The sequence below is a fragment of the Alsobacter metallidurans genome, from assembly GCF_014636935.1.
Lineage (GTDB): Bacteria > Pseudomonadota > Alphaproteobacteria > Rhizobiales > Beijerinckiaceae > Alsobacter > Alsobacter metallidurans.
In genome coordinates this window covers 1742675-1766643 of record NZ_BMES01000002.1, presented here as the reverse complement: position 1 = coordinate 1766643, position 23969 = coordinate 1742675, and the positions used below count along the sequence as shown (strand labels likewise).

Here is a 23969-nt window from a genome sequence, read left to right as displayed (position 1 = left end):
GTCTGTCCGCCGCGGCGGCTTGCCCCGCGGCGTGACTCGCCCCATGTTCACGGTATGGCCAAAACACCGAAATCTCCCGCGCCGTCTTCCGGCCGCGACAGCGCGCTCAGCCCACGGACGCCACGCTCCAAGGCGTCCAGGCCCGAGCTGAAGCCGCTGGACGACCATCTCGCCGCGCTTCTCAACCCCGGCATTGCGCGAGAGGCCGCCAAAACGGCCCGCTCCGGCTCGGGCTTCGCCGAGTCGCCACAGGCCGGCTACGATCCGGACGACGTCGAGGGCGTTGACCCCGCGCTGGCCCGCAAACTCGGGCTCGATTTCCCGGCCGACGGCGACAACGGTCGCGCCGCCCCGGGCGCCGCCGCGCGCCGCGCCAAGGCGAATCCGCCTCCGGTCGAGGGCGAGATCCACCCCGGAAATCGCAAGCGCGACGTCGGTCTCTCCCGTGAGGACATCCTCAAGGCCGCGCCCAAGCGCGTGCGCCAGGGCAACGTGCTGCGCGACGAGGACGACGACGACCAGGTGCGCGGCAACGGCCTCGTGGGCGCCACCGCGACCATGGATTCGCTGAAGGCGCTGCTGGAGCAGGGCGATCCGAACCTGCGCGAGAAGAAGCCCTGGGCGCCGCACCGCCCGCCCCGCCCGGACAAGTCCGAGGGCGGCAAGCGCTTCGATCTCGTGTCCGAGTTCGAGCCGAAGGGAGACCAGCCCACCGCCATCGCCGAGCTGGTGGAGGGCGTGAAGCGTCACGAGCGCGACCAGGTGCTGCTCGGCGTCACCGGCTCGGGCAAGACCTTCACGATGGCGCAGGTGATCTCCCGGACCAACCGGCCGGCGCTGATCCTCGCCCCCAACAAGACGCTGGCGGCGCAGCTCTATGGCGAGTTCAAGAGCTTCTTTCCCAACAACGCCGTGGAGTACTTCGTCTCCTACTACGACTACTACCAGCCGGAGGCCTACGTCCCGCGCACCGACACCTATATCGAGAAGGAATCCTCGATCAACGAGCAGATCGACCGCATGCGCCACGCCGCCACGCGCGCTTTGCTGGAGCGCGACGACGTCATCATCGTGGCCTCCGTGTCGTGCATCTACGGCATCGGGTCGGTCGAGACCTACACGGCTATGACGTTCACCGTAAAGGTGGGCGAGCGGCTGGATCAGCGCCAGCTCCTCGCCGACCTCACGGCCCTCCAGTACAAGCGCAACATGGGCGACTTCTCGCGCGGCACCTTCCGGGTGCGCGGCGACGTGGTCGAGATCTTCCCGGCCCACTACGAGGACCGGGCCTGGCGCATCAACCTCTTCGGCGACGAGGTCGAGAGCATCCAGGAGTTCGACCCACTCACGGGCAACAAGTCGGCCGACCTCGAATTCGTGAAGATCTACGCCAACTCGCACTATGTCACGCCCAAGCCCACGCTCCAGCAGGCCGTGAAGAGCATCAAGGACGAGCTCAAGCAGCGCCTGGAGGAGCTCTACCGCATGGGCCGCCTCCTGGAGGCGCAGCGGCTGGAGCAGCGCACGCTGTTCGACATCGAGATGCTGGAGGCCACCGGGTCCTGCGCGGGCATCGAGAACTACTCGCGCTATCTCACCGGCCGCCGGCCAGGCGAGCCGCCGCCCACCTTGTTTGAATACCTGCCCGACAACGCCATCGTGTTCACAGACGAGTGCCACGTCACGGTTCCGCAGATCGGCGGCATGTACAAGGGCGACTTCCGCCGCAAGGCGACGCTGGCCGAGTACGGCTTCCGCCTGCCGTCCTGCATGGACAACCGGCCGTTGCGCTTTGAGGAATGGGAGGCCATGCGGCCCCAGACCGTCCACGTGTCGGCTACGCCCGGCACATGGGAAATGGAGCGCACCGGCGGCGTGTTCGTCGAGCAGGTCATCCGGCCGACGGGGCTGATCGACCCGGTGATCGACGTCCGCCCGGCCCGCGCGCAGGTCGACGACTTGCTGGGCGAGGTGCGCGAGGTTGCAGCCAACGGCTACCGTACGCTGGTCACGGTGCTGACCAAGCGCATGGCCGAGGACCTCACCGAGTACCTGCACGAGAACGGCGTACGGGTGCGCTACATGCACTCCGACATCGACACCATCGAGCGCATCGAGATTCTGCGCGACCTGCGGTTGGGCGCCTTCGACGTGCTGGTGGGCATCAACCTCTTGCGCGAGGGCCTCGACATCCCTGAATGCGGCCTCGTCGCGATCCTGGACGCCGACAAGGAGGGCTTCCTGCGCTCCGAGACGTCGCTGATCCAGACCATCGGCCGCGCCGCCCGCAACGTCGACGGCAAGGTCATCCTGTACGCCGACCAGGTGACGGGGTCCATGGACCGCGCCATCCAGGAAACCAACCGCCGCCGCGAAAAGCAGAACGCCTGGAACCAGGCCAACGGCATCACGCCCGAGAGCGTGAAGCGCAACATCGGCGACATCCTGGAGAGCGTCTACGAGCGCGACCATGTCCGCGTCGACACCGGCGTCGCCAAGGAGGGCGCGCTGGTCGGCCACAACATGAAGGCTACGCTGGCCGACCTCGAGAAGAAGATGCGGGAGGCCGCCGCCAACCTCGACTTCGAGGTCGCGGCCCGCCTTCGCGACGAGATCAAGCGCCTGCAAGCCACCGAGCTGGTGCTCGCCGCCGATCCCATGGCGACCCAGACGCAGGTGGACGAGAAGACCGGCGGCTACGCCGGCCCCAAGAAATACGGCCGCGCCGGCAACCTGCCCCCGGTGGAGCCCAAGCGCGGCCGCGGCGCCGGCACGACCGGAGACGACCGCTTCGCGGACGGCCCGCGGTTCTCGGACGACACGCCCACGGACGCCCCGCTCCCGCCCACCCGGGCCCGCAAGCCGACGCTGGACGAGATGGGGCCGCATAATCTCGGCGGCGGCCTTGGTCGTCCGCTCGGCGGCGAAGCCGCAGCGGCGCGCAGCAAGGCGGGCCGGCCGGGCACGCGGGCGTTCAGGGGCGGCAAGAAGGGGTGACCGCAGGGCTGCGCGGTCGCACGATCATGTGCGGCGGCGCACATCCGCCGGGGATTGGCGGGATCATAGAAGCGGCCAACGAAGCCGCACCGAGATCCCTTCCATGTTCCGCGCCCCGACCATCGCCTGCCTGTCCGCTGACGCTCCGCTGCGCATGCCGCAGGGCGGGCGCGTGATGGCGGGCGCGCATCTCGAAGCGCAGCGCCAGTTCCGGATGTCGGTGTGGCTCGTCGCGGCGCTCAGCGTCGCCACCGTCGCGGTTGCCCTGTTCGGCCCCGCCGCGCCCGTGCAGGTTTCCTCGCTGCCGCCCGCGACGCTAAGCCGCTAAAACATCAGGGCGCCGCAGCGCTACGCCGCTATAGCGGCCCCTGGAAAATGAAGAACGCTCCGCCGGCGATCAGCGCGAAGCCGACCGCGTGGTTCCAGGTGAGCGCCTCCTTGAGCACCGTCACCGAGAACACGGCGAACACCAGCAGGGTCACCACTTCCTGGATCGTCTTGAGCTGCGCGGCCGAGTAGACCTCGTGGCCGATGCGGTTGGCGGGCACGGCAAGACAGTATTCGAAGAACGCGATGCCCCAGCTGATGACCACCACGAGCGGCAGCGACACGGACGGGAATTTCAGGTGCCCGTACCACGCGAAGGTCATGAATACGTTGGAGGCGACGAGCATCAGGATGGGCGCCACGAAGGCGGCGTGAGGAATCGCGGACATCGGGACCTTTCAGGATCTGCTTTGTTGTGCGAACGACGGGAACATAGGCCAGAGTAGCCCGGAGAGTTCCGACCGCGGACCTCCCGAACATGGATTGATGGGCCGATGCGCGGATTCGTGATTGCGATCGGGGTCGCCGCGCTGGCGGCCGGCGTGGTCGTGCTCAGGAAGGACGCGCCCGGCGGCATCGGCCGCGTCTGGGAACTCGTCGGGCCGGCCGATCAGGGGCGGGTCGATTTCGCCCATCTGGCGCGCCGCCCCGGGCGCAACGACGCGCTCGTGTGCCCTGCCGCTTTCTGCGCTGCGCCTGTTGACCTTATACCGCCGCGCTACGCCGCGACCGCGGATGAGCTGCTGGCGACGTTGCGCTCGCTGATCCTCGCAAATCCAGACGCGCGCCTGGCGGCGTCGTCCGCAGACGAACTGCGTGACCGCTATGTGGTGCGGACGCCGCTCATGCGATTTCCCGACACCGTGGAGGCAGTGGCGCTGCCGGCCGGGGAGGGCGGGGCTACGCTGGCGATCTATTCGCGCAGTCTCGTGGGCAGCAGCGATTTCGGCGTGAACCTCAAGCGCGTGAAGGGCTGGCTCGCGGACCCGCGGCTCGTGAAGCTGCAGGCGGCCGATTAGCCGTAGCGGATCTTTAGGACCACGATCACGCCGACCAGCGCGAAGGTGATGACGTTGGACCAGATCAGCGGGCCGACGCCCTGCAGCAGCCCGTAGACGAGCCACAGTCCCACGCCGAGCAGCAGCGCGCCTTGGGCCAGCAGCGAGATCGCCCGCGTGTCGCGGGTGCGGATGACGCGCAACGCTTGCGGGATCCAGCACAAGGTCGTGATCAACGCGGCAAGGTTGCCGACGCCTTCGATCATGGCGGGTGACAGCATGGCGGCTCCGGCGGGCAGGCCATCCGGGAATGCAGTGGGGGCGGTTGGAAGTCAACGGGCGACGGGTCTGGAATTCCGAGCGGAACCCAGGATCCCCTCATCCTGAGGAACATCGCCCCTTGGCGATGTGTCTCGAAGGACGAGGGTCTCCAGATTGCACCGACGGCGAGCGCGCTGGACCCCTCGTCCTTCGAGACGCAGGCCCAAGCGGGCCTGCTCCTCAGGATGAGGGGCGTTGGTGCGGGCAAGTTCAACCTGCGAACGACTTACGCAATCGTCCGAATAGCCTCACCCGGCTCCGTTCTGGAATCCTTGTCGGGCTCCCCCACGCATCGGCCGCTTGCGGCCCGTCGCGCTCTTCAGGCCCGGCGTCAGAAGCGGCCGCTTACGGCCGAGGGGGACCCATGCTCGAATTTATCATCGTGGCGGCTTTCACGGTCGCGGGCTGGTTGCTCAGCGTGATCGCGAGCGCGAAGCCGGACTTCACGCTCATGATCATAGCGTTCCTGGTCGCCGGGGCGGCGCTGGCCTCGCTGGTGGCCGCGCTCGCGCCGAAGCTGGCCGCGCAGCCGCGACCGTTCGAGGCCGGGGCCGACGCGCCCGCTCAGGCGGCCTTGTCGCGGACCTGATAGTCCTTGATGTCCGAGAAGCGGATCGCGGGCGCGCGTTCCTCGTCGTAGCGCAGCGAGAACGGGCTGGCGGCCATGAACACCGGCGCGCCGTCGAGGTCGTCCGCAATGGAGGACAGGTTCTTGGAGATGAAGCTCTCCAGGTCGTGCCGCACGTCGGAGGTGATCCAGCGGCAAATGCTGAATCGGGTCTGCTCGTAGTCGATCGGCAGGCCGTATTCGGCCAGCAGGCGCTCCTTCAACACGTCGAGCTGCAGGGCGCCGACCACGCCCACGATGGCGCCGGAGCCGTCCTGCGGCAGGAAGAGCTGGACGACGCCTTCCTCGGCCATCTGCTGCAGGGCCTCGCGCAGCTTCTTGGCCTTCATGGCGTCCTGCAGCTTCACGCGGCGCAGGATCTCGGGCGCGAAGCTTGGGACGCCGCGAAACAGCAGGTCCTCGCCCTCGGTCAGCGTGTCGCCGATGCGCAACGTGCCGTGGTTGGGGATGCCGACCACGTCGCCCGCCCAGGCCTCGTCCGCGATCGCACGGTTGCGGGCAAAGAAGAACTGCGGCGTGTTCAGCGCCATCGGCTTGCCGGTGCGCACCAGCTTGGCCTTCATGCCCCGGCTGAGCCGGCCCGAGCAGACGCGCATGAAGGCGATGCGGTCGCGGTGGTTCGGGTCCATGTTCGCCTGGATCTTGAACACGAAGCCGGTCATGCGCGGCTCCTCGGCCTCCACCCGGCGGGTGTCGGCGTCCTGCCCGCGCGGCGGCGGCGCGAACGCCGCGAGCGCGTCGATGAGGTCGCGGACGCCGAAATTGCGCAGGGCGCTGCCGAAGAACACCGGCGTGAGGTGGCCTTCGCGGAACGGCTTCAGCTCAAATGGGCGGCACGCGCCCATCGCGAGCCCGATCTCCTCCGAAAAGGCGTCGCGCTCGTGGTCGGGCAGCATCTCCAGCACGGCGGGCGAATCCGGGCCGTTCACGGGCTGCGCCTCGTCGTCGGCGTCGAGGCGACGCACCGTGTTCTTGGCCATGTCGTAAGTGCCCGCGAAAGAGCGGCCCCGGCCGATGGGCCAGTTCACGGGGGCTGTGTCGAGCGCCAGCGTCTTCTCGATCTCGTCCAGGAGGTCGAAGGGATCGCGGCTCTCGCGGTCGAGCTTGTTGATGAAGGTGACGATCGGGATGTCGCGCAGCCGGCACACCTCGAACAGCTTGCGGGTGCGCGCCTCGATGCCCTTGGCGGCGTCGATCACCATGATGGCGGAATCCACCGCCGTGAGCGTCCGGTAGGTGTCCTCCGAGAAGTCCTCGTGGCCGGGCGTGTCGAGCAGGTTGAAGACGCAGTCGGCGTATTCGAACGTCATCACCGAGGTGACTACCGAGATGCCGCGCTCCTTCTCGATGCCCATCCAGTCTGAGCGGGCGCTGACGCGGTTCTTCTTGGCCTTCACCTCGCCGGCGAGCTGGATCGCGCCGCCAAACAATAGCAGCTTTTCGGTGAGCGTCGTCTTGCCCGCGTCCGGGTGGGAGATGATGGCGAAGGTCCGCCGGCGGGAGACGGGCGAGCCGTCAGTGATGCTGGCGTCGGTCTTTGAACCGTCGGTCATGGAACCTGCGATCGTGCTGCTGGGCGGCCGGCCAGGGCTGGCGGCCGCTCCCCTGCGACAGAATGGACCAGGGGCTTTCGCACTTGCGGAAGCCGGTCGATGCCCCACATAATCGCTTACCGAAACAATTGAAAGGAGGTGATCCAGTGTCTCATTGTCATCAGCCGCGCCTGTTGGTCTCGACCTGGATCTCCGCCGCTGCGGAGAATTGCGCCTGACGAGGCGTTCCGGGTCCTCCTGAGGACCGCGGTCTCGACAATGGAAAGGCCGTCCCGCGAGGGGCGGCCTTTCTCGTTGAGGAAGCTCTCGTCAGCGCCGGCGATGCGATCGGATGGAGCCCGTCTCGGCCGGCTCATGTTCCTGCCGGGGTTCCTCCAGCCGCTGCGCGGCCGGCGTCGGACGGTTTGGCTGGCGCTGAGGGGCGATCGGGGGAGCGCCCCCGGCGGCCTGCTGGGCGGCCGGCTCGCGTGACGCGGCTTCCTGAGCGGCTTCGGCCCGCAGCTTCGCCCGGAGTTGCGCGCGCGACAGCCGGTCGGCCGTTGCTTCATCGAGGATCGGGTCGCGGTGCGGGGAGGCCAGCACGCGCTCGGCCGGCCGCAGCAACGCCTCCCACGACTGGCCCTGCACCTTGCAGCCGCAGCCCGCATTCACCTTGCGGCGATACAGGAAGGCGGAGCGCAGGTCCGCGTAGCGCTGGCCCTTCACGGACACCGCGTCGGCCATGCGGCCGCCTTGCGGCACCCTGTAGACCTCCGTGCGGGCTCCGGGGCAGAGCGACGTGCACATGTCCTGCGCGTCGCCGCCACGCACGGACTGGTTCAGCGGGAAATAGAAGCCATCGCAGGAGCGCACACAGGCGAAGCGGCCGCCCTTCGCCATGAAGCGCTTGCGGGCGGGCGAACCGGCCGGCTCGATCGGCGGCTCGGCCGCCGTGTAAAGGCCCGCGTTTGACACGGTTGCGTAGTAGCCGGCCCCGATGGCGGCGGCGCTTTCCGGCTCGGCGGCAAACTGCGAAACCAGGGCCAGTGTGGCCTCGGGGCTGGCCGCCGCAGCGACGGCTTCGCGCGGCCGCGCCGGCGGGACGAAACTCGTGGGCGGCGCGGAGGCCTTCGTGGGTGTGGACGGCGCCGGGTGGTCGGCTCGCGCGGCGAGCAGCGGACGCGCGGTGGACAGGCGGGGCGTCGACTGCGGCAGAACCGGGAGGGTCGTTGACGTGGACGTGACGGGCGGTTCGGCCGGGGCGGCGTCCGGAGCGGAAGCTTTCGCAGGCGCGAGCGGACGCTTCGCCCGCAGAAGCTTCGGCGGCGCAGGCGCCGTGAGCTCGGGTGTTTCGTGATCTCCGGCCTGAAACTGCTGCTGAGACGCCGCGGCCTGCACCTGCGCGGGTCCGGGTTGCGAGGCAACGTCGGCATTGCGCGTCTTGGGGGCCGGGCGTCGTTTCGGCTGCACGGCCGGAGCGGCTTGCGAATTCAACGCGCCGGTGGGGGCGGGCGCTTCCGCAGAGATCGGTCCGGCTTCCTGCGACGCCGATGCCGTTTTCACGGACGCGCGCCGGCTGTCCCGGGCGTCGGACGGCCTGGCGGCTGGCGCGGCGACCTCAACCGGCGCCTTGTCCGGCTGTGGGGCGACGGCTTTCGCCTGCGTGGCGGTATTGTATGACTTGGCCACACGGGAGCCGCTCGCCTTTGCGGGCGCGTCGGATGCGGCCGGGATCTCCTCGTCGACAGGCTCGAGAGCCAAGGGCGGGCGCGTTCCCTCCGGGCCGCAGGCGGTCACGCGCTTGCCGAGCCAGTGGTTGCGCTCGAGTTCGTGATGGATGGCGACGAGGCGGTCGGCCACCGTCCCGCAATAGCGCTCGGCCCCGGTCAGCACGCTGGGTCGGCCCGTACAGCTCATGGCCTCGTAGGACGCATGCAGCTGCATGTATTCACTGCGCAGCGCCGCCGTGATCGCCTTGCGGTCGCTCCACGGCCAGCGTCGCTGGTCCTCGCAACCTTGGGCCAGCGCCGAGGAGGCGACGATCAAGCCGAGCAACACCGTTACGGCCGGAAAGGTTTTCGTCATCGTGACGAAAAGCTGCCACGTCCAACTTCCGGCATGGCTAACCAATATGGTTATCAAATATCAAAATTTATATAGATGCATTCGTGGTTAACCAAGTACTTCTAACGCGACATGACGTTACGGGCTCGTGACAGCGCCGGTCTGAATCTCTGCAGCTCCAGCCTGCGCGGCCGCCGGCGTGAGACCGATGACGCGAACGCGTGACACGAGCGGCGCGGCGGCCGCCTCGTTCGTGGTGGATGCGGGCGTCGCCGCCGCCGTCGAGGCCGGACGGACCACGATGTCGTTCTCGATCGGCTCTTCGCGCACCGGTTTGCGATTGGCCGCAACCGCCTTGGCGTTGACGGCTTGCGAGAGCTTCGCCGCAATTTTGGCGTCAACCACAATGTCGGAGCCGCGCCGGGCGATCATGGTTTCGGCGCGCGCCAGCGCTTCCGTCCAGCTCTGTCCTTCGCCCTTGCAGGCGCAACTCTTGTCGACGGAGGTCCGGTACTTCAACGCGTTGGGCAGGTCCATATAGGCCTGACCGCGGCTCGACACGGCCTCCTGGATGGCGCCGCCCTCGGGCATGCGGAACACGGTGGTTTCGGAGCCCGGGCACAGCGCCTGGCACAGGCTCTCGCTGTCGCCGTCCTCGGGTCGATTGGCGAGCGGGAAATAGAAGCCGTCACACGCCCGGACGCAGACGAGGCGCTTTCCGCCGCGCGGGGAAAAACCGCGGGCGGCCGACGCATGCTCGCCATCGCCGCAGGCCTGGGCGATCTCGGCCCGCAGCTGCGCCTTGCGGACGCGCACGTCCTCGCCGCCTCCCGACGCCATCACACCCTGCAGCGAGCGCAGGCGCGCGCCGATGCCCCGGCAAGCCGCCGGCGGGCCAAAGAACAGGAACCCGCCTCCGCCGCAATTCAGCTGCTGGTAGACGCCGACGAGCTGGCCGTATTCCTGCCGTGCAACGCCCGAGCCGCCGCCCAAAGTGCGGTACTCCGCCTTGAGCGCCTCGCACGACTGCGCGTATGCGCCGCCGGCCAACCCGAGGCAGGCGAAAGCCGCCAGAGCAATCCGGCGGCAGAGGTTACGGCGGGGCAGAACCATCATCATGGCTCAAAAACGGCCGTCGAATGACGAAGTTCCGGAGGAGAGCCGACGTGGAGGCCAGATTCTGCACGACCGCCCTACAGGGTTTACGTCCCCTGAAGGGCGGCCGGCCGGAGATGTTTAGTCGCGCACGAACTGGCCGTGGTCGCCGAAGTGAGCTCGACCGCCGCCGTAGCCGCGCGCAGCCGCGCCGCCGTTCCAGTGGCGCCCGCCGCCGTTCCAATGACGGCCGCCTCCGCTCCACGCCTGGCGTCCCGCCCAAGCGCCGTGGTGGCGATAGCCATAGGCCGGGTAGGCCGCGCCGTAGCGGTAGCGGGGGTAGGCGTTGCCGTATCCGTAGCCATAGGCCGGATAACCGCCGTAGCCGTAACCGCCATAGCCATAGTCGTCGTAATAGCGGTCGCGCGCCGCATTGGTGGCGATCGCGCCCGCAATCAGCCCGAAAGCGCCGATCGCCGCGCGGGCGCCGGCCCGGTCGTTGCCGCGATAGTAGCGGCGATGGGCATAGCGACGGTGGGTGACGTGGCGTGAAACGTGATGGCGCTTCTTGTAGGCGACATCCTGGGTGAGGTTGTCGGCGGCGACGCCCGTCGCGGCCGCGACCGGGATGGGGGCGGCCGAGGCCGAGCCCGTGAATCCCGCAAACGCGCCGCCCACGAGGACGCCGGCCACGAGCAGGCTCTTGAGCGAAAGGCTGTGCTTCAAGGTCGAGACGGTCATGTGTCCTCCTTGGCTCGGCCAACCGGGCAGGCTGGCGGCCTGCGTGGCCGAGCTTCATGGACACAACGCGGTTTATGCGTCAGCCGTTCCGACAAGCGCGGTACGGGGTGTTGACGAAGATTCCAGCCCCAATTGAGCTTTGGCGATTCGACGCTCAGATCACGGCTTCGATCAGGAACGGTCCCCTGCGCCCCAGCGCGGCGCGGAGGAGCTTTTCGAAGTCCTCCATGGTTTCGGCCCGGCCGCCTTCCACGCCCATGCCCCTGGCCATCGTGACCCAATCGAGGAAGGGCTCGTCCAGGTTCAGCATGCGGGCGGCGTTGCGGCCGAACTGGTTGACGCCGACATTGCGCATCTCGCCATGCAGGATCGCGTAGGAGCGATTGGCGAACACCACCGTGACGACATCGAGGTTCTCGCGCGCCTGGGTCCAGAGGCCCTGCACAGTGTACATGCCGCTGCCGTCGGCCTGCAGGCCGATGACCTTGCGGTCCGGGCAGGCCACGGCCGCGCCGGCCGCCATCGGGATGCCGACGCCGATCGCGCCGCCGGTGAGCTGCAGGTAGGTGTGCGGGGCGGAGTTTTCCGAGAGCTTGAAGAACTTGCGGCCGGAGCTCACCGCCTCGTCGCACACGATGGCGCCTTCGGGCAGCAGCTTCGCCACCGCGTAGCCGACCGAGTCGGCCGTGAGCGCACCCGGCTGGAGGGCGTCCGCGAGGCCGCCCGGCTGGACGAGGCGCGGCGGCTCCTTGGCGCCGACCTCGTCGGCGATCCACTGGAGCGCGTGGACGAGATCGTCGCCCGGCCTGGCGAGAGTCTGCACCTCGCAGTCGTCGCGGATCAGGCGGCCGGGCTTGCCCGGATAGGCGAAGAACGCGACCGGGACCTGCGTGCCCAGCATCAGCAGCACGTCGATGTCGGCGAGGTGCTCGACGCCCTGGTCCACCGGGTAGGGCACCTTGTCGACCGGGACGCGGCCGATGCCGTGCTCGATGCGGTTGATGCTTTGCGGGGTGAGCAGGCGCAGGCCCGTCCTGGCGGCGATGCGGCCCGCGATCGTCAACCCCTCGGTGCGCAGGGCCTTGCCGGTCATCAGCATGGCGACGCGCTTGCCCGAGCGCAGAGCCGCGACGGCGTCGCGGATGGCGTCGGCGCTCACATGCGGCAGTGCGGGAAGTGGCGTGCGCTCCACGGGGGCGGGAGCGAGATCGCCCCATGCGGCGTCGCCCGGCAGGGTCATGACCGCCACGCCCGGCAGCGTCATGGCGGCGACGTAGGCTTGCGCGGTAGTGGAGGCGATGTCCTCCGGCGTCTTCGTCTCCGCGTACCAGTGGCACATGGGCCTGGCGAGGCTTGCGATATCGCTGGTGAGCGGCGCGTCGTGCTGGAGGTGGTAGGTGGCGTGGTCGCCCACCACGTTCAGCATCGGCGTGCGGGCGCGCCGGGCGTTGTGGAGGTTGGCGAGGCCGTTGGCGAGGCCGGGGCCGAGATGCAGCAACGTGGCGGCGGGCTTGTCGGCCATGCGGCCATAGCCGTCCGCCGCGCCCGTCACCACGCCTTCGAAGAGGCCCAGCACGCAGCGCATCTTCGGCTTGCGGTCCAGCGCCGCCACGAAATGCATCTCGGACGTGCCCGGATTGGCGAAGCACACGTCGATGTCGTTGGCGAGCAGCACATCGCACAGCCTGTCGGCGCCGTTCATGAGAATCTCGTGGGGTTGGTGTCAGTGTCCGGGTCGACCATGGCCCGGAGTGGGCTTCCGTGGAAGCCGTTGCGGGCGTCAGGCTGGCGCTCTCCACCGTCATCCCCGGGCTTGCCCCGGGGACCCACGCGCCGGGCGGCGGCGTGGATGGCCGGGCCAAGCCCGGCCATGACGGCTGTGTGCTGTAAGCCTTACAGCCCGATGCAGCCGTACTTCACGTTCAGGTAGTCATCGAGCCCGTATTTGGAGCCCTCGCGGCCCAGACCCGACTCCTTGACGCCGCCGAAGGGCGCGACCTCGGTGGTGATCACGCCGGCGTTGATGCCGACCTGGCCGTATTGCAGCCCCTCCATCACCCGGAAGGCGCGGCCGAGGTCGCGGGTGTACGCGTAGGCGGCGAGGCCGAACTCGGTGTCGTTGGCCATCGCGACGGCCTGCTCCTCGGTGTCGAAGCGAAACAGCGGCGCGAGCGGGCCGAATGTCTCTTCCTTGGCGACCTTCATGCCGGGCGTCACGTCGGCCACGATGGTGGGCTCGAAGAACGAGTGGCCGAGCGCGTGGCGCTTGCCGCCTGTCACCACGCGGCCGCCCTTGGCGAGCACGTCGGCGATGTGCTCCTCCACTTTCTCGACAGCCTTCTCGTCGATCAGCGGACCCTGGGTGACGCCGGGCTCCAGGCCGTTGCCGACCTTGAGGTCGCGCACCGCCTCGGCGAATTTCTCCGCAAAGGCGTCATAGACGCCGGCCTGCACGTAGAAGCGGTTGGCGCACACGCAGGTCTGGCCGGAGTTGCGGTACTTCGAGCCGATCGCCCCCTCCACGGCGGCGTCGAGATCGGCATCGTCGAAGATCAGGAACGGCGCGTTTCCGCCCAGCTCCATCGAGACGCGCTTCATGGTGCCGGAGGCCTGCTTCATCAGCAGCTTGCCGATCTCGGTGGAGCCCGTGAACGTCACTTTCTTGACCAGCGGGTTTGCGGTCATCTCGCCGCCAATCTGCGTCGCCGAGCCGGTCAGGATGTTGATCACGCCCGGCGGGATGCCGGCTTCCTCGGCCAGCAAGCCCCACGCAATCGCCGAATAGGGCGTCTGCGTCGCCGGCTTGGTCACCACCGTGCAGCCCGCCGCCAGCGCGGCGCCAAGCTTGCGTGACAGCATGGAGGACGGGAAGTTCCACGGCGTGATCGCCGCGACGACGCCCACCGGCTCCTTGGTGACCAGGATGCGCCGGTTGGCCCAGGGCGACGGGATCGTGTCGCCATAGACCCGCCGCGCCTCCTCGGCGAACCACAGCACATAGGCGGCGCTGATGCCGACCTCGCCGCGCGCTTCGGCCAGGGACTTGCCCTGCTCGGTGGTGAGGAGCACGGCAAGCTCCTCCTTGTTCTTCTCCAGCGCGGCCGCGAGCTTGCGCAGCTTGTCGGCGCGCTCCGCGGCCGTGGTGGCGCGCCAGCCCTCGAAGGCCTTCTGCGCCGCCTCGATGGCGCGCTTTGTTTCAGCCGCGCCGCAGTTCGGCACCGTCCCGATGACCTCGCCGGTGGCCGGATTCGTGACCTCGATGGTCCCGGCCGAGTCAGCGTCGATCCACTCGCCCCCGATCAGGTTCTTCTCGCGCTGGAAAGGTAGGAGCTTGGCCATGGGAGGTCTCCGGGACATTTCTTGTCGGGAGGCAGTTTAAAGCGCCCGTGCGTGTGAGGTGTACGAAAAACGGAGCTGCGAGCATCAAACCTTCGCGGGTTATTGCGCTGATCAACGGAATCCGTGAACCGCAAATCTCGCTGCTTTTGCTAGCCGAAGGCTAAGCAGTGACGGCGAAGCAGGCCGTGGACCTCAGCTGCTCAATACTCGATCTCGTAAGCCGCGCCTGCCGAGGCGCCGCCATTGGCGCCGACCTGGCCGCGCAGCTTTATGTTCTTGGTGACGTCGATGTCGACGCCCACGCCCGTGTCGGCCGGGTTGACGCCGGCGCGCACGCCGATGCGGACGCGGCGGTTGACGTAGCGGCTGACGCCGACGCCGAGGCCGCCGCCCGAGCCGGCGCTGACATCGAGGCTATCGGCTCCCAGCGCCTTGCGCAGGCCGCCGAGCAGGTCCGGGCCGCCGCCGCCCGAGAGCTGCGCAATGGTCTGTGCGAGCTGCAACGCCTGCACGCCGGTGAGGCCGCCGGCGGCGCGGCCGAACAGGATGCGTGACAGGATCTCGTCCTGCGGCAGGCCGGGCGTCGACGTGATCGCGAAGGTCGGCTCGTTGGCGACGCCCGTGATGGCGATCTGGGCGGTGATGTCGGCAGCCTGTGTCTGCGCCAGGAAGTCGAGCTCCGGCGTGAGGTCGCCCGCAAAGGTGAGGCGGCCGCGCACGAGGTCGATGCGCTGGCCGGCGAGGTCGATGCGTCCGTTGCGCAGGTTGAACGCCCCGATGGCGTTCGGGGCCTTGCTGGTGCCGGTGAGGCGCAGGTCGCCGCCGAGTTCGGCCTCCAGCCCGCGGCCGCGCACGAAGATGCGGTTCTGGGCCGTGAGCGTGAGATCGAAGGCCGCCACGAAGGGCGGGCCGGCGCGCTTGGCCCCAGCTCGCTTGGCCGCAGCGAGGCGGGCGCGGGCGGCCGGGCCGGGCGTGACGTGCTTCGTATTGGGCAACGGCTCCGCGACGCCGGACAGGCGCTCCGGAATGGATACGTCCATCGAGATCACGTCAACGCGGCCGGCGATGCGCGGCGTCTGCGCCAGCGCTCCGCTCAGGGCGAGCGAGAGGTTGGCGGTGGCCGAGACGGTGTCGTTGGAGACGAGCTCGGCCCGGGAGCCGGTGATGCGGATGTCAGCCGGGAAACCGGCCGCCGGATCGACGCGGACGCGGCCCGAAGCCGAGAGCGTGCCGCCGTTGCGGGTGGCGGCCGTGAAGCGCTCGATGGCGATATCCTCGCCGCGAGCGGCGAAACGGCCCTCGATGGACTGAAGGCGGATGCCCGCGATGGGATCGTTGAAGCTGCCCCCCGTGAGGGAGGCGGTTCCGCCGATCTGCGGCGCGGACGTTCGGCCCTGCACGCGCAGGTCGAGATTGAGGCGGCCGGTGACGCGCTGGCCGCCGGCCGCGAGCAGGCCGTTGGCCAGCGAGGCGTCGAGGGGGCCGCGGATCGTGAGGTCGAGCGCGCCGGCGGCGTTGAGCGGGGCGGAGCCGCCAACCCGCACGCTTGCGCCGGGCCCCGCCGACACGGTGGCGTTCACGCTTGCCCGCTGGCCGTCGAGGCGGCCGTCGGCCTTGACGTCGATCGGCGGCACGCCGGCGTTGCGGCTCGCGGCCGTTGCGGCGCGCGATACGCTCAGACGATAAGGGCCGGTAGGAGCCGCGGCGGTTCCGCCGAGTTCGGCGTGGGCCTCAAGCGTCCCGGCGAGGCCGAGACCAGGAGAGACCAGGTCGGCGATCGACAGCGGCACGTTGGTGGCGTCGGCCGTCAGCGCCAGGCGATTGCCAGCGCGGCCGGAGATGCGCAGGCGGCCCGTTCCGGCCGTGATGGTCAGCCCCGGGATCACCACGTCGCCGTTCTCGATCGTGATCGAGGTCGCGCCGGCCAGCGCCAGCCGTTGCTTGTTGCGAGTGAGGCTCAGGGTCGAGAGGTCGACGCGGATGGGCGGGCCGGGCAGGAGGCGGCCCTCGGCGTTCACGTCCATGTCGCCATCGGCCGCGAGTGTGAAGGCGCTCGCCTGCTGCGTGCCGCGGCTGGTGAGTTTCAGCGTCTTGAACCGGATCCCGCCCAGCACGGCGTCGTCGGCCGCGGCTGTCCCGTCCACCACCGGGGCGGCGTAGATGTCGGCCGCGGTGAGGCGTGCTTCGAGGCGCCGCAGGCTCTGGCCCGCCACCGTGATGCGGTCGCCCGTGGCCGTGATGGCGGCGTTTTGCCTGCCATCCGGCGCCGAGAGATCCACGGCCGCGTCGAGCCGGCCGGCGAGCGGCACGAGGGCAAGCGCCGAGAGGTCGTTGAGGTCGCCGGCCGTGAGCGCGACCTTGCCGGCCAGCAGCGTGCGTTCGTCGATCGTGAGGCCGCCGGCGAGGCGCACGGAGCCGATTGTGACGTCGAGTTCTTCCAGGCGGCTGCTCGCGCCCTGTCGGATGAGGTGGAAGCCGCCCCGCGCGGGCTTGCGGTCCACCTCTCCGTCGAGCTTCAGGCGCGCATCGAGATCGCCCGTGACGTTGGTGGCGGTCAGGTCCACGGCGAGCCGCGGGATCGGCTTGCCGAGCGCGCGCGCGTCCGTGACGGTGAGGTTGGCGGTGACGTCCGGCCGCTCCAGCGAGCCGGTGAGGTTGGCCTGCGCCTCGGCGCGGCCAGTGATGCGGTCGTCGACGCGCTTCAGCTCCGGCAGCGTGAGCCGCGCCACGAGGTTGGCGGCTTCCGTGGTGGCGTCGCCGTCGATGCGGGTCTGGATGTTGGGACCGTCAATGCGAAGGTCGGAGAACCCGAGGCCGCCGGGCAGGCGACGCGCAAGGCCCTTGATGGAGACCTGCCCGGCCAGCGCCCGGTCGAGTTGCTCGACGCCGACGCGGGCATCCGTGAGCCGGCCGTCCAGGGCGGCGTCGATGCGGTAGCGGCCCGGGTCGCCCGTGACCTTGGCCTCCAGTTCGGCCGAGCCGCCGAGTTCGCGCCCGACGAGACCCGAGAAGGCCGCGATCCGGGGCACGCGCGCGTTTGCGGTTCCGGTGACGGTGCGGCGGCCCACGACGCCGGTCCAGGTGGTTTCGAGCGTCGGCGTGGCCAGGCGGGCTTCGGCGAGGTCGGCGTTGAAGCTGGCGTCCACCTTTCCGCGCGCCACGATGTCGAGGCGGTCGCCGATGGCGCGCGCCTCGCCGGCGTCGACCGGGGCGACGCCCCGCGCCTGTGCGTCGAACGACACGGCCGAACGCGTGTCCGCCGCGCCCTCGGCGGCCGGGTTGATGGCGAGCGCGCCCGTGACGGACGCGACCTTGCCCCAGGGAACCGAGATTTCCCGTCCGTCCAGCGTAGCCTGCACGTTGGGCGACGTGGCCGCGCCCTTCGCGGTCGCGTCGAGCGTAAGGCGGCCGATCTCGGCGTCGCCCGCGCGGGTGCGCGCGCCTTCGGTCGGCACCGCCCTGATGGCGAGGCGCATGTCCATCTGCTGCCGGGCGTCGATGGTTCCGGCCACCGTGAGGCGGGCGGCGCGGGCCGCGATTTCGACATTGCGCACGTTGAGCCCGCCGTCGTCGCCCACCAGCACGTCACCGTTAAGGTCAGTGGAGCCGGCGAAGACGGGCGCGACCACAGGTGGCAACAAAGCCGAGATGCGCGCGCCCAGCGCCAGCGCGACGCGGCGGCTCGCGCCATCGCGGGTCACGGTGGCGCGACCCTGAGCGCCGAGCTCGGGGCCGGACACGAAGTTCAGGCTGGCGGCGAAGTTGTCGAGCGGGCCTTCGCCCTGCACCTTGAGGTCGATCGGCGGCTGGCCGGGAAGGTTGGCCACGCTGGCGACGAGGCCGCCCTGCGGCTCGGTGAAGTCGAGGTTTACGGCGAGGCGCGCGGTTTGCGGCACGTAGTTGAGCCGCACCGCGAAGCGGCCCTGCGCGTCCGTGCGCGTGGCCTGAAGATTGAGGTCGAGCCCCTCAGAGGGGTTGCCCAGCACGGTGTTGCCCTGCACGGCGATGCGGGCGGCCTGGCCCAGCACGGGCTCGCCGAGCGCCAGCTCCTTCATGCTGAAATTCTTGACGATCAGTTTCACAGGCAGAGCCGGCAGCGCCGGCGCTTCGGCCGCCTTGGCGGCGTCGGCCTCATCGGGCGTCGGCTTGCGCGCAATGGTGATCTTGTCGATCTCGAGCGCGCTGATGTCGAGGCGACGCGCCAGCAGGGCGGTGCGACTCCAGGCGATGCGCGCGCGGTCGAGCGTGATCCAGACGCCGTTCTTGTCCGAGATCTGCACGTCGCGGATCACGGCCTCGGACGACAGCGCGCCTTCCACGCCGCCGATGCGGACCCGGTTCTCCGGCGTGGAAAGCGCCCAGGAGAACAGCTTGGCGAGCGAGCCCTGGTCGCTTTCCTGCGCCCAGGCGGGGCGCTCGGCTCCGAGCCAGGCGTAGCCGACGGAGCCGAGAGCCAGGAGGGCGAGCGCGCCGGCGCGCAGAGTCGTCAGCGTTTTGGCCATCAGAAGGACTGCCCGATGCTGATGTAGACGGACACGGGCTTGTCGCCCTTGCGCGGGTTCACGGGCGCGGCGACATCGAGGCGGATGGGCCCGAGCGACGTATAATAGCGAAGGCCCACGCCAGCCGCGACGCGGATCGGCTCGTTGAAGCGCGGGTAACGCTCGGCATAGGCCTGTCCGGCGTCCACGAATGGCACCACCCCGATGGTGTCCGTGACCTTGATGCGCGCCTCGATCGATCCGTCCACCAGGCTTTGGCCGCCGATCGGGATGCGGCCGATGCGCGGGCTCAGGCTCTGGTAGCGATAGCCGCGCACCGAGCCGCCGCCGCCGGCGTAGAAGCGGTAGTTAGACGGGATGTCCTCGAGCTCGCCGCCCAGGATGGAGCCGAGGCCGACGCGGGCGGCCAGGATGTAGCGGGCGTCCTCGTCCAGCGCGTAATAGGCCGAGGCGTTGGCCTTGGCGATCGTCATCCCGACCGTGGAGCCGAGAAAGGATGGGTAGGGCGTCACCGAGGCCGCGAAGCGGACGCCACGGCTGGGGTCGAGCGGCTTGTCGGTGGAGTCGTAGGTGTAGGACACCGGGACGCCGACTAGCGTGTAGTCGATCTGGCCCAGCGCATCGCTGCTCTGGCCTCGCTCGGCGCGCAGCCCGATCTGGAAGGCGCTGGTGTCCGAGAAGCGGTGGCGCAGGTCGATCTCGCCGCCGGCGCGACGCACCGTGTAGGCGTAGCCCTTTTCTCGGGCGGCTTGCGCAGAGGCGAGGAAATCGTTGCGCGTGCCCCAGAGGCCCGGCTTCAGGAACGTGAAGCCGAAGCGGCCGCCGATGTCAGAGCGCTGGAGGCGCTTTTCGTCGCGCCGCCAGGCCGGCTCGCCGATGGCGCGGCCCGTGTAGAAGCTCGACGCCTCGACGCGCAGCACCTCGCCGCCGCCGAACATGTTGCGGTCGGTCCAGTAGGTGCGAACCTCGGGGCCGTCCACGGTGGAGAAGGAGGCGGAAACGCCCAGCGCGTGACGCTTGCGCTCGGAAAGCTCTACGAAGATCGGCAGGCCGCCGTTGCGGTCCAGCGCCTCGCCTTCGCGAATGCGCACGCCTCCCAGCGCCTCGATGCGGCCAACGGACTTGCGAATGCCCGCCAGCGCGGTCGGCGAATAGGGGTCGCCCGGCTCGGCGTAGATGAAGGAGCGCACGACGGCGGGATCCACGCCCGGCGCGCCCGACACCGTGATGGCGCCGAGTTGCGCGACCGGTCCGGCGCTGACCCGGAGCGTGATGTCCATCGCGCGCTCGGGGTGGATTACGACGGGCGAGCGGGACGTGACCTTGGCGAAGGGATGGCCCTTTTCCCGAAAGTTGTCGACGATGCCGGCCTCGGCGGCCACGACCTCGGCAGAGCGGGCGGGCTCGCCCGGCTGGGCCTTGATGGCGCGCTCGGGCAGTTCAGCATGCGAGAATGGCTGGCCGGTGGCGTCGTTGAGGACGATGACGTTGCGGAATTTGTATTGCGGGCCCGCGTTCACGACGATGCGAACCGGCACCTTGGCGCGGGCGCGATAGGGCTCGATGGCCCTGATGGCGGCGTCGGTGCGGGTCGCCCCCAAGGCCAGCGGCACGCCCGCGATTTCGATCGTGACGGCGGCGTCGTAGTAGCCGATGCCCCACAGGGCGTCGACGATCTTGGGGAGGTCGCTTTCCGCGATGCGCACCAGCTGGTCCGGCGCGCCCGGAGCCTGATTGCGCAGCTTCTGCAGTGCGGAGGCGTCTTCGACGGCGGTTTCGACCTCGCTGGGCGCGCCCTGGCGTTCGATCTTCAGTTTGTAGGGGAAGGCGGTGGCCGAGGGTTCGGGCGGCTTTTCGCCGAAGCCGAAGAAGCCGAGGACATCGAGGGCCAACGCGGATTGGCCCGGTGCGGCGACGACGCCGGCCAGGACGCACGCAAATGCGACAACAGACTTACAACCCAACAGAACGCTCCCCTCACCGGGAGCGAACGCCTGATTGAGACGATTGTTCCCGGGTTTGTGGGGCGCAGGTTAGTCGAAATACCTACGGATTGCACCGGGACGGAACCGCACGCCCGACGGTGCGCTGACTGCGTCAAGCCGCCGCGTGGCGCGGGTCTCGCCGTCATTACGAGCCGGAGGCGAAGCGATCCAGCCTAAAGGGCGGGCGTTAGGCTGGATTGCTTCGCGGTCGCTCGCAATGACGGGAGGTAGTCTCAAAGGAACCCGATGGAGATCCACGGCACCGCGGCGACCACGATGAGACCCACGACAAGCGCCAGCAGGTAGCCCCAGATCGGCCGCATGCCTTCATCCGGGCTGACGCGGCCGATCGCACAGGCGGCATAGTAGCCGACGCCGAAGGGCGGGGCGAAGAGGCCGATGCCCATCGAGAGGATCACCACCATGGCGTAGTGCACCTCGTGCACGCCGAGCTGGCGGGCGATGGGGAACAGCAGCGGACCGAACAGCACGATGGCGGGGATGCCCTCCAGCACGCTGCCGAGGATGATGAAGGCCACGATCGACACGGCCAGGAAGCTCCCGCCGCCACCGGGCAGCTTGGCCATGATGGCGGCGAGGTCGCGCGAGAAGCCCGACTGGGTGAGCGCCCACGCCATCGCGGTGGCGGCGCCGATGATGAACAGGATCGCGCCTGAGAGCGCCGCCGTCTCCACCAGCATGGGGACCACGCGGCGCCAGTTGAACTGGCGGTAGATCAGCAGCCCGGCCGCAACCGAGTAGACGATGCCAATGGTCGACACCTCGGTGGCGGTGGCGACGCCCTCCACCACGGCGGCCCGGATGATGAACGGCAACGCCAGCGCGGGCAGCGCGATCGCGAAGGTTCGGGCGATCTCCGCGCCGGTGGCGCGGCGCACGTGCGAGAGATCCTCGTTGCGGTAGCGGTGGCGCACCACGAGGCAGAGCGTGATGGCGAGCACCACGCCGGGCAGGAGGCCGCCGGTGAACAGCGCCGCGATGGAGACGCCGGTCACCGAGCCGATGGTGATCAGCACGAGGCTGGGCGGGATGGTTTCGGTCTGCGCGCCCGTCGCCGAGAGCAGCGCCACGAGGTCGCCCGGCTTCGCGCCGCGCGCCTTCATCTCGGGAAACAGGACGGGCGCGACCGCCGCCATGTCGGCCGCCTTGGCGCCCGAGATACCCGACACGAGGTACATGGCGCCGACCAGCACATAGGAGAGGCCGCCGCGCACGTGGCCGAGCAGGCTGGCCAGGAACTGCACCATGGCGCGGGCCATGCCGGTCATCTCGATCAGCAGGCCGAGAAACACGAACAGCGGCACCGAGAGGAGGATGAGGTGCGACATGCCCTCATCCATGCGGCCGATCACCACCAGCATGGGCACGCTCGTGGTGGTGGCGAGGTAGCCGAAGCTCGCCAGCCCGAACGCGAAGGCTATCGGCACGCCCGACAACACCGTGGCGGCTACGATGCCGACAAAGAAGATCAGCAGATTGACGTTGCCGAGCGGCTTCAGCGCGGGCCCGAGCAGCCAGATGGCGACGCTGATGGCGAGCACGCCGCCCAGCGCCCCGACCGTGGTGGCGAGATCGGCTACCCGGGCGAGGCGCAGCAGCGCCAGCGCGATCATGAGCACCACGCCGACGCACAGAGCCGCGGCCCGCCAGGCGTTCTGGATCTCCAGCGCCGGGGTGGTGATGTAGGTTTCCTCATAGGCGTAGTCATAGGCCGGGTAGACGATCAGCAGCAGAAACGCGAGCGCGGCCGCCAGCGCCACCGCATCCAGAAACGCCCGGGCGCGCGGGCCGACCTTGCCGACCAGCGCGGTCATCCGCATGTGCTCGCCGCGCCCGAACGCCACCACGGCGCCGAGCATCGCGAGCCACAGGAACAGGATGGAGGCGAGCTCGTCCGACCACACTAGCGGCTTGTGCAGCACGTAGCGCGCCACGATGCCGGCAAAGAGCACCATCACTTCGGCGGCGACCAGGATGGCGGCCGGAATCTCGACCGCGCGGCAGATGGCGGCCTCGATCCGCGTCGCCATGCCGCGTGCGCCCGTGGCGGGCGAAGCCGTGTCCGCGTCGAGTGTCTGGATGCCCGCCATGGTGTCCGAAAGCCGTTTGTGCGCCGTTCGTGAAAGGCCCAGCTGAATCGCCGCTAAACCCCTCATCCTGAGGAGCAGGCCCTCTTTGGGCCTGCGTCTCGAAGGACGAGGGAGTCCAGTTCGTGAGTCTGCCGAGCCTTCTGGAGCCCCTCGTCCTTCGAGACGCCCTGCTTTGCAGGGCTCCTCAGGATGAGGGGTATCGTTGAATTGGCGATCGCCTACGACAGCTTGCCGACAGACTTCTCCAGCAGAGCCCAGGCTTCGTCGCCGTACTTGCCCTTCCATTCGGAATAGAAGCCGGCGGAGCGCAGCTTATCGCGGAAGGCGGCGGGATCCGGCTGGTTGAAAGCGAGGCCTTTGCTCTCCAGGTCGCCCTTGAGGCCGGCGTTGAGCTTGGCGACGTCGACGCGCTCCAGCACGGCGGCCGCGTTCAGCTCGCGAGCCACCACGGCGCGGTCGGCCTCGGGCAGCTTCTCCCAGGCGCGGCGATTGGCCAGCATGTGGAAGCCGTCCCACATGTGGTTGGTGAGCGAGCAGAACTTCTGCACCTCGTAGAGCTTGGCGGTGGAGATGATCGCCAGCGGGTTCTCCTGGCCGTCCACCACCTTGGTCTGCAGCGCCGAGTAGACCTCGCTGAAATTGATGGAGGTCGGGGCCGAGTCGAAGGCCTTGTACATCGAGGTCCAGAGCGGGCTCACGGGCACGCGGATCTTGAAGTTCTTGAGGTCGTCCGGCGTCGTGATCGGCTTGTTGGACGAAGTCGTCTGGCGGAAGCCGTTGTCCCAGACCTTGTCCATGACGACGAGGCCGGACTTGCCGATCTGGCCGCGAACATAGTTGCCGAGGTCGCCGTCCATGGCCTTCCAGACGGTGTCATAGTCCGGGAAGGCGAAGCCGATGCCGTTGATGGAGGCGGCCGGCACCAGCGTCGACAGGATCAGGCCCGAGAGCGTGAAGAACTCGACGCCGCCGGAGCGCACCTGGCTCAGCATATCGGTGTCGGAGCCGAGCTGGTTGTTCGGGAAGATCTGGATTTCGACGCGGCCGCCGGTGCCGGCCTTGATCTTGTCGGCGGCTTCCTGGGCGCGAACGTTGAGCGGGTGCGTGACCGGAAGATTGTTCGCGAACTTGTAGGTGAAGTCGGCCGCGGCGGCGCGCCCGATGATGCCGAACGTGCCGGCCGCGAAGGCGGCGCCAGTGGTTGCGAGCAGGTCGCGGCGGGTCAAACGTGCCATCTTGAGGTCTCTCCCGAGCCGGTGAGATGGCGTCCGCGGCAACGCTTTGCGTTTCCCGCAGAGGCGGCGCCTCCCACCCCGTGTTGCTTTTTGC

Annotated in this window: 17 protein-coding genes; 5 read left to right on the top strand and 12 right to left on the bottom strand. The window is 69.2% G+C overall.

What is annotated here, in order from left to right:
• Positions 1-54: 54 nt before the first annotated feature.
• Both uvrB and IEV99_RS18610 read left to right on the top strand, forming a co-directional pair.
• Positions 55-2997 (top strand): excinuclease ABC subunit UvrB, encoded by a 2943-nt coding sequence (uvrB, locus tag IEV99_RS18615; RefSeq protein WP_244643924.1) that lies wholly within the window; start codon positions 55-57, stop codon positions 2995-2997.
• Between the two features lie 103 nt (positions 2998-3100).
• On the top strand, positions 3101-3325 hold the full coding sequence (locus tag IEV99_RS18610; protein WP_188519210.1) for a hypothetical protein: 225 nt from the start codon (positions 3101-3103) through the stop codon (positions 3323-3325).
• Positions 3326-3353: 28 nt separating this feature from the next.
• Here IEV99_RS18610 and IEV99_RS18605 read toward each other — a convergent pair whose 3' ends face one another.
• Positions 3354-3713, bottom strand: coding sequence for a DMT family protein (locus IEV99_RS18605; RefSeq protein ID WP_210318674.1), 360 nt, complete (start codon positions 3711-3713; stop codon positions 3354-3356).
• Positions 3714-3818: 105 nt separating this feature from the next.
• Between IEV99_RS18605 and IEV99_RS18600 the strand changes: the two genes are divergently transcribed.
• A complete protein-coding gene (locus IEV99_RS18600; RefSeq protein ID WP_188519209.1) occupies positions 3819-4343 on the top strand; it encodes a DUF1499 domain-containing protein in 525 nt (174 codons plus the stop codon).
• On the opposite strand, the gene IEV99_RS18595 is transcribed toward IEV99_RS18600, so the two are convergent.
• A complete protein-coding gene (locus IEV99_RS18595; RefSeq protein WP_188519208.1) occupies positions 4340-4603 on the bottom strand; it encodes a SemiSWEET family sugar transporter in 264 nt (87 codons plus the stop codon). The genes IEV99_RS18600 and IEV99_RS18595 overlap by 4 nt on opposite strands.
• Positions 4604-5007: 404 nt before the next feature.
• Here IEV99_RS18595 and IEV99_RS18590 point away from each other — a divergent pair, with 404 nt between their 5' ends.
• Positions 5008-5232 carry a hypothetical protein gene (locus IEV99_RS18590; RefSeq protein ID WP_188519207.1) on the top strand — a complete coding sequence of 75 codons (225 nt, stop codon included), beginning with the start codon at positions 5008-5010 and terminating at the stop codon, positions 5230-5232.
• Here the strand turns inward: IEV99_RS18590 and IEV99_RS18585 are convergent.
• From IEV99_RS18585 to IEV99_RS18565, 5 genes are all read right to left on the bottom strand, one after another.
• A complete protein-coding gene (locus IEV99_RS18585) occupies positions 5208-6824 on the bottom strand; it encodes a peptide chain release factor 3 (protein WP_188519206.1) in 1617 nt (538 codons plus the stop codon). The genes IEV99_RS18590 and IEV99_RS18585 overlap by 25 nt on opposite strands.
• A 309-nt stretch (positions 6825-7133) precedes the next feature.
• Positions 7134-8888: a DUF2865 domain-containing protein gene (locus IEV99_RS18580; RefSeq protein ID WP_188519205.1), complete on the bottom strand. Its 1755-nt coding sequence runs from the start codon at positions 8886-8888 to the stop codon at positions 7134-7136.
• Between the two features lie 117 nt (positions 8889-9005).
• Positions 9006-9983 carry a DUF2865 domain-containing protein gene (locus tag IEV99_RS18575; protein ID WP_188519204.1) on the bottom strand — a complete coding sequence of 326 codons (978 nt, stop codon included), beginning with the start codon at positions 9981-9983 and terminating at the stop codon, positions 9006-9008.
• A 120-nt stretch (positions 9984-10103) separates the two neighbouring features.
• Positions 10104-10703 (bottom strand): hypothetical protein, encoded by a 600-nt coding sequence (locus IEV99_RS18570; protein ID WP_188519203.1) that lies wholly within the window; start codon positions 10701-10703, stop codon positions 10104-10106.
• A 154-nt stretch (positions 10704-10857) separates the two neighbouring features.
• The gene (locus IEV99_RS18565; protein ID WP_188519202.1) at positions 10858-12405 is read right to left on the bottom strand and encodes an acetolactate synthase large subunit; all 1548 of its coding nucleotides are present in this window, start codon (positions 12403-12405) and stop codon (positions 10858-10860) included.
• Positions 12406-12464: 59 nt separating this feature from the next.
• Between IEV99_RS18565 and IEV99_RS23880 the strand changes: the two genes are divergently transcribed.
• On the top strand, positions 12465-12593 hold the full coding sequence (locus IEV99_RS23880) for a hypothetical protein (RefSeq protein WP_280514678.1): 129 nt from the start codon (positions 12465-12467) through the stop codon (positions 12591-12593).
• Between the two features lie 3 nt (positions 12594-12596).
• On the opposite strand, the gene IEV99_RS18560 is transcribed toward IEV99_RS23880, so the two are convergent.
• The 5 genes from IEV99_RS18560 to IEV99_RS18540 form a co-directional block, all read right to left on the bottom strand.
• Positions 12597-14042, bottom strand: coding sequence for an NAD-dependent succinate-semialdehyde dehydrogenase (locus tag IEV99_RS18560; protein ID WP_188519201.1), 1446 nt, complete (start codon positions 14040-14042; stop codon positions 12597-12599).
• 200 nt (positions 14043-14242) lie between these two features.
• Complete coding sequence (locus IEV99_RS18555) at positions 14243-18544, bottom strand: translocation/assembly module TamB domain-containing protein (RefSeq protein ID WP_188519200.1); 4302 nt, start codon at positions 18542-18544, stop codon at positions 14243-14245.
• Complete coding sequence (locus IEV99_RS18550; protein WP_244643923.1) at positions 18544-20436, bottom strand: autotransporter assembly complex protein TamA; 1893 nt, start codon at positions 20434-20436, stop codon at positions 18544-18546. Before IEV99_RS18550 ends, IEV99_RS18555 begins: the two co-directional genes overlap by 1 nt.
• A gap of 326 nt (positions 20437-20762) precedes the next feature.
• On the bottom strand, positions 20763-22580 hold the full coding sequence (locus IEV99_RS18545) for a TRAP transporter large permease (RefSeq protein WP_244643982.1): 1818 nt from the start codon (positions 22578-22580) through the stop codon (positions 20763-20765).
• Positions 22581-22858: 278 nt separating this feature from the next.
• Positions 22859-23875: a TRAP transporter substrate-binding protein gene (locus IEV99_RS18540; RefSeq protein ID WP_188519198.1), complete on the bottom strand. Its 1017-nt coding sequence runs from the start codon at positions 23873-23875 to the stop codon at positions 22859-22861.
• Positions 23876-23969 lie beyond the last annotated feature (94 nt).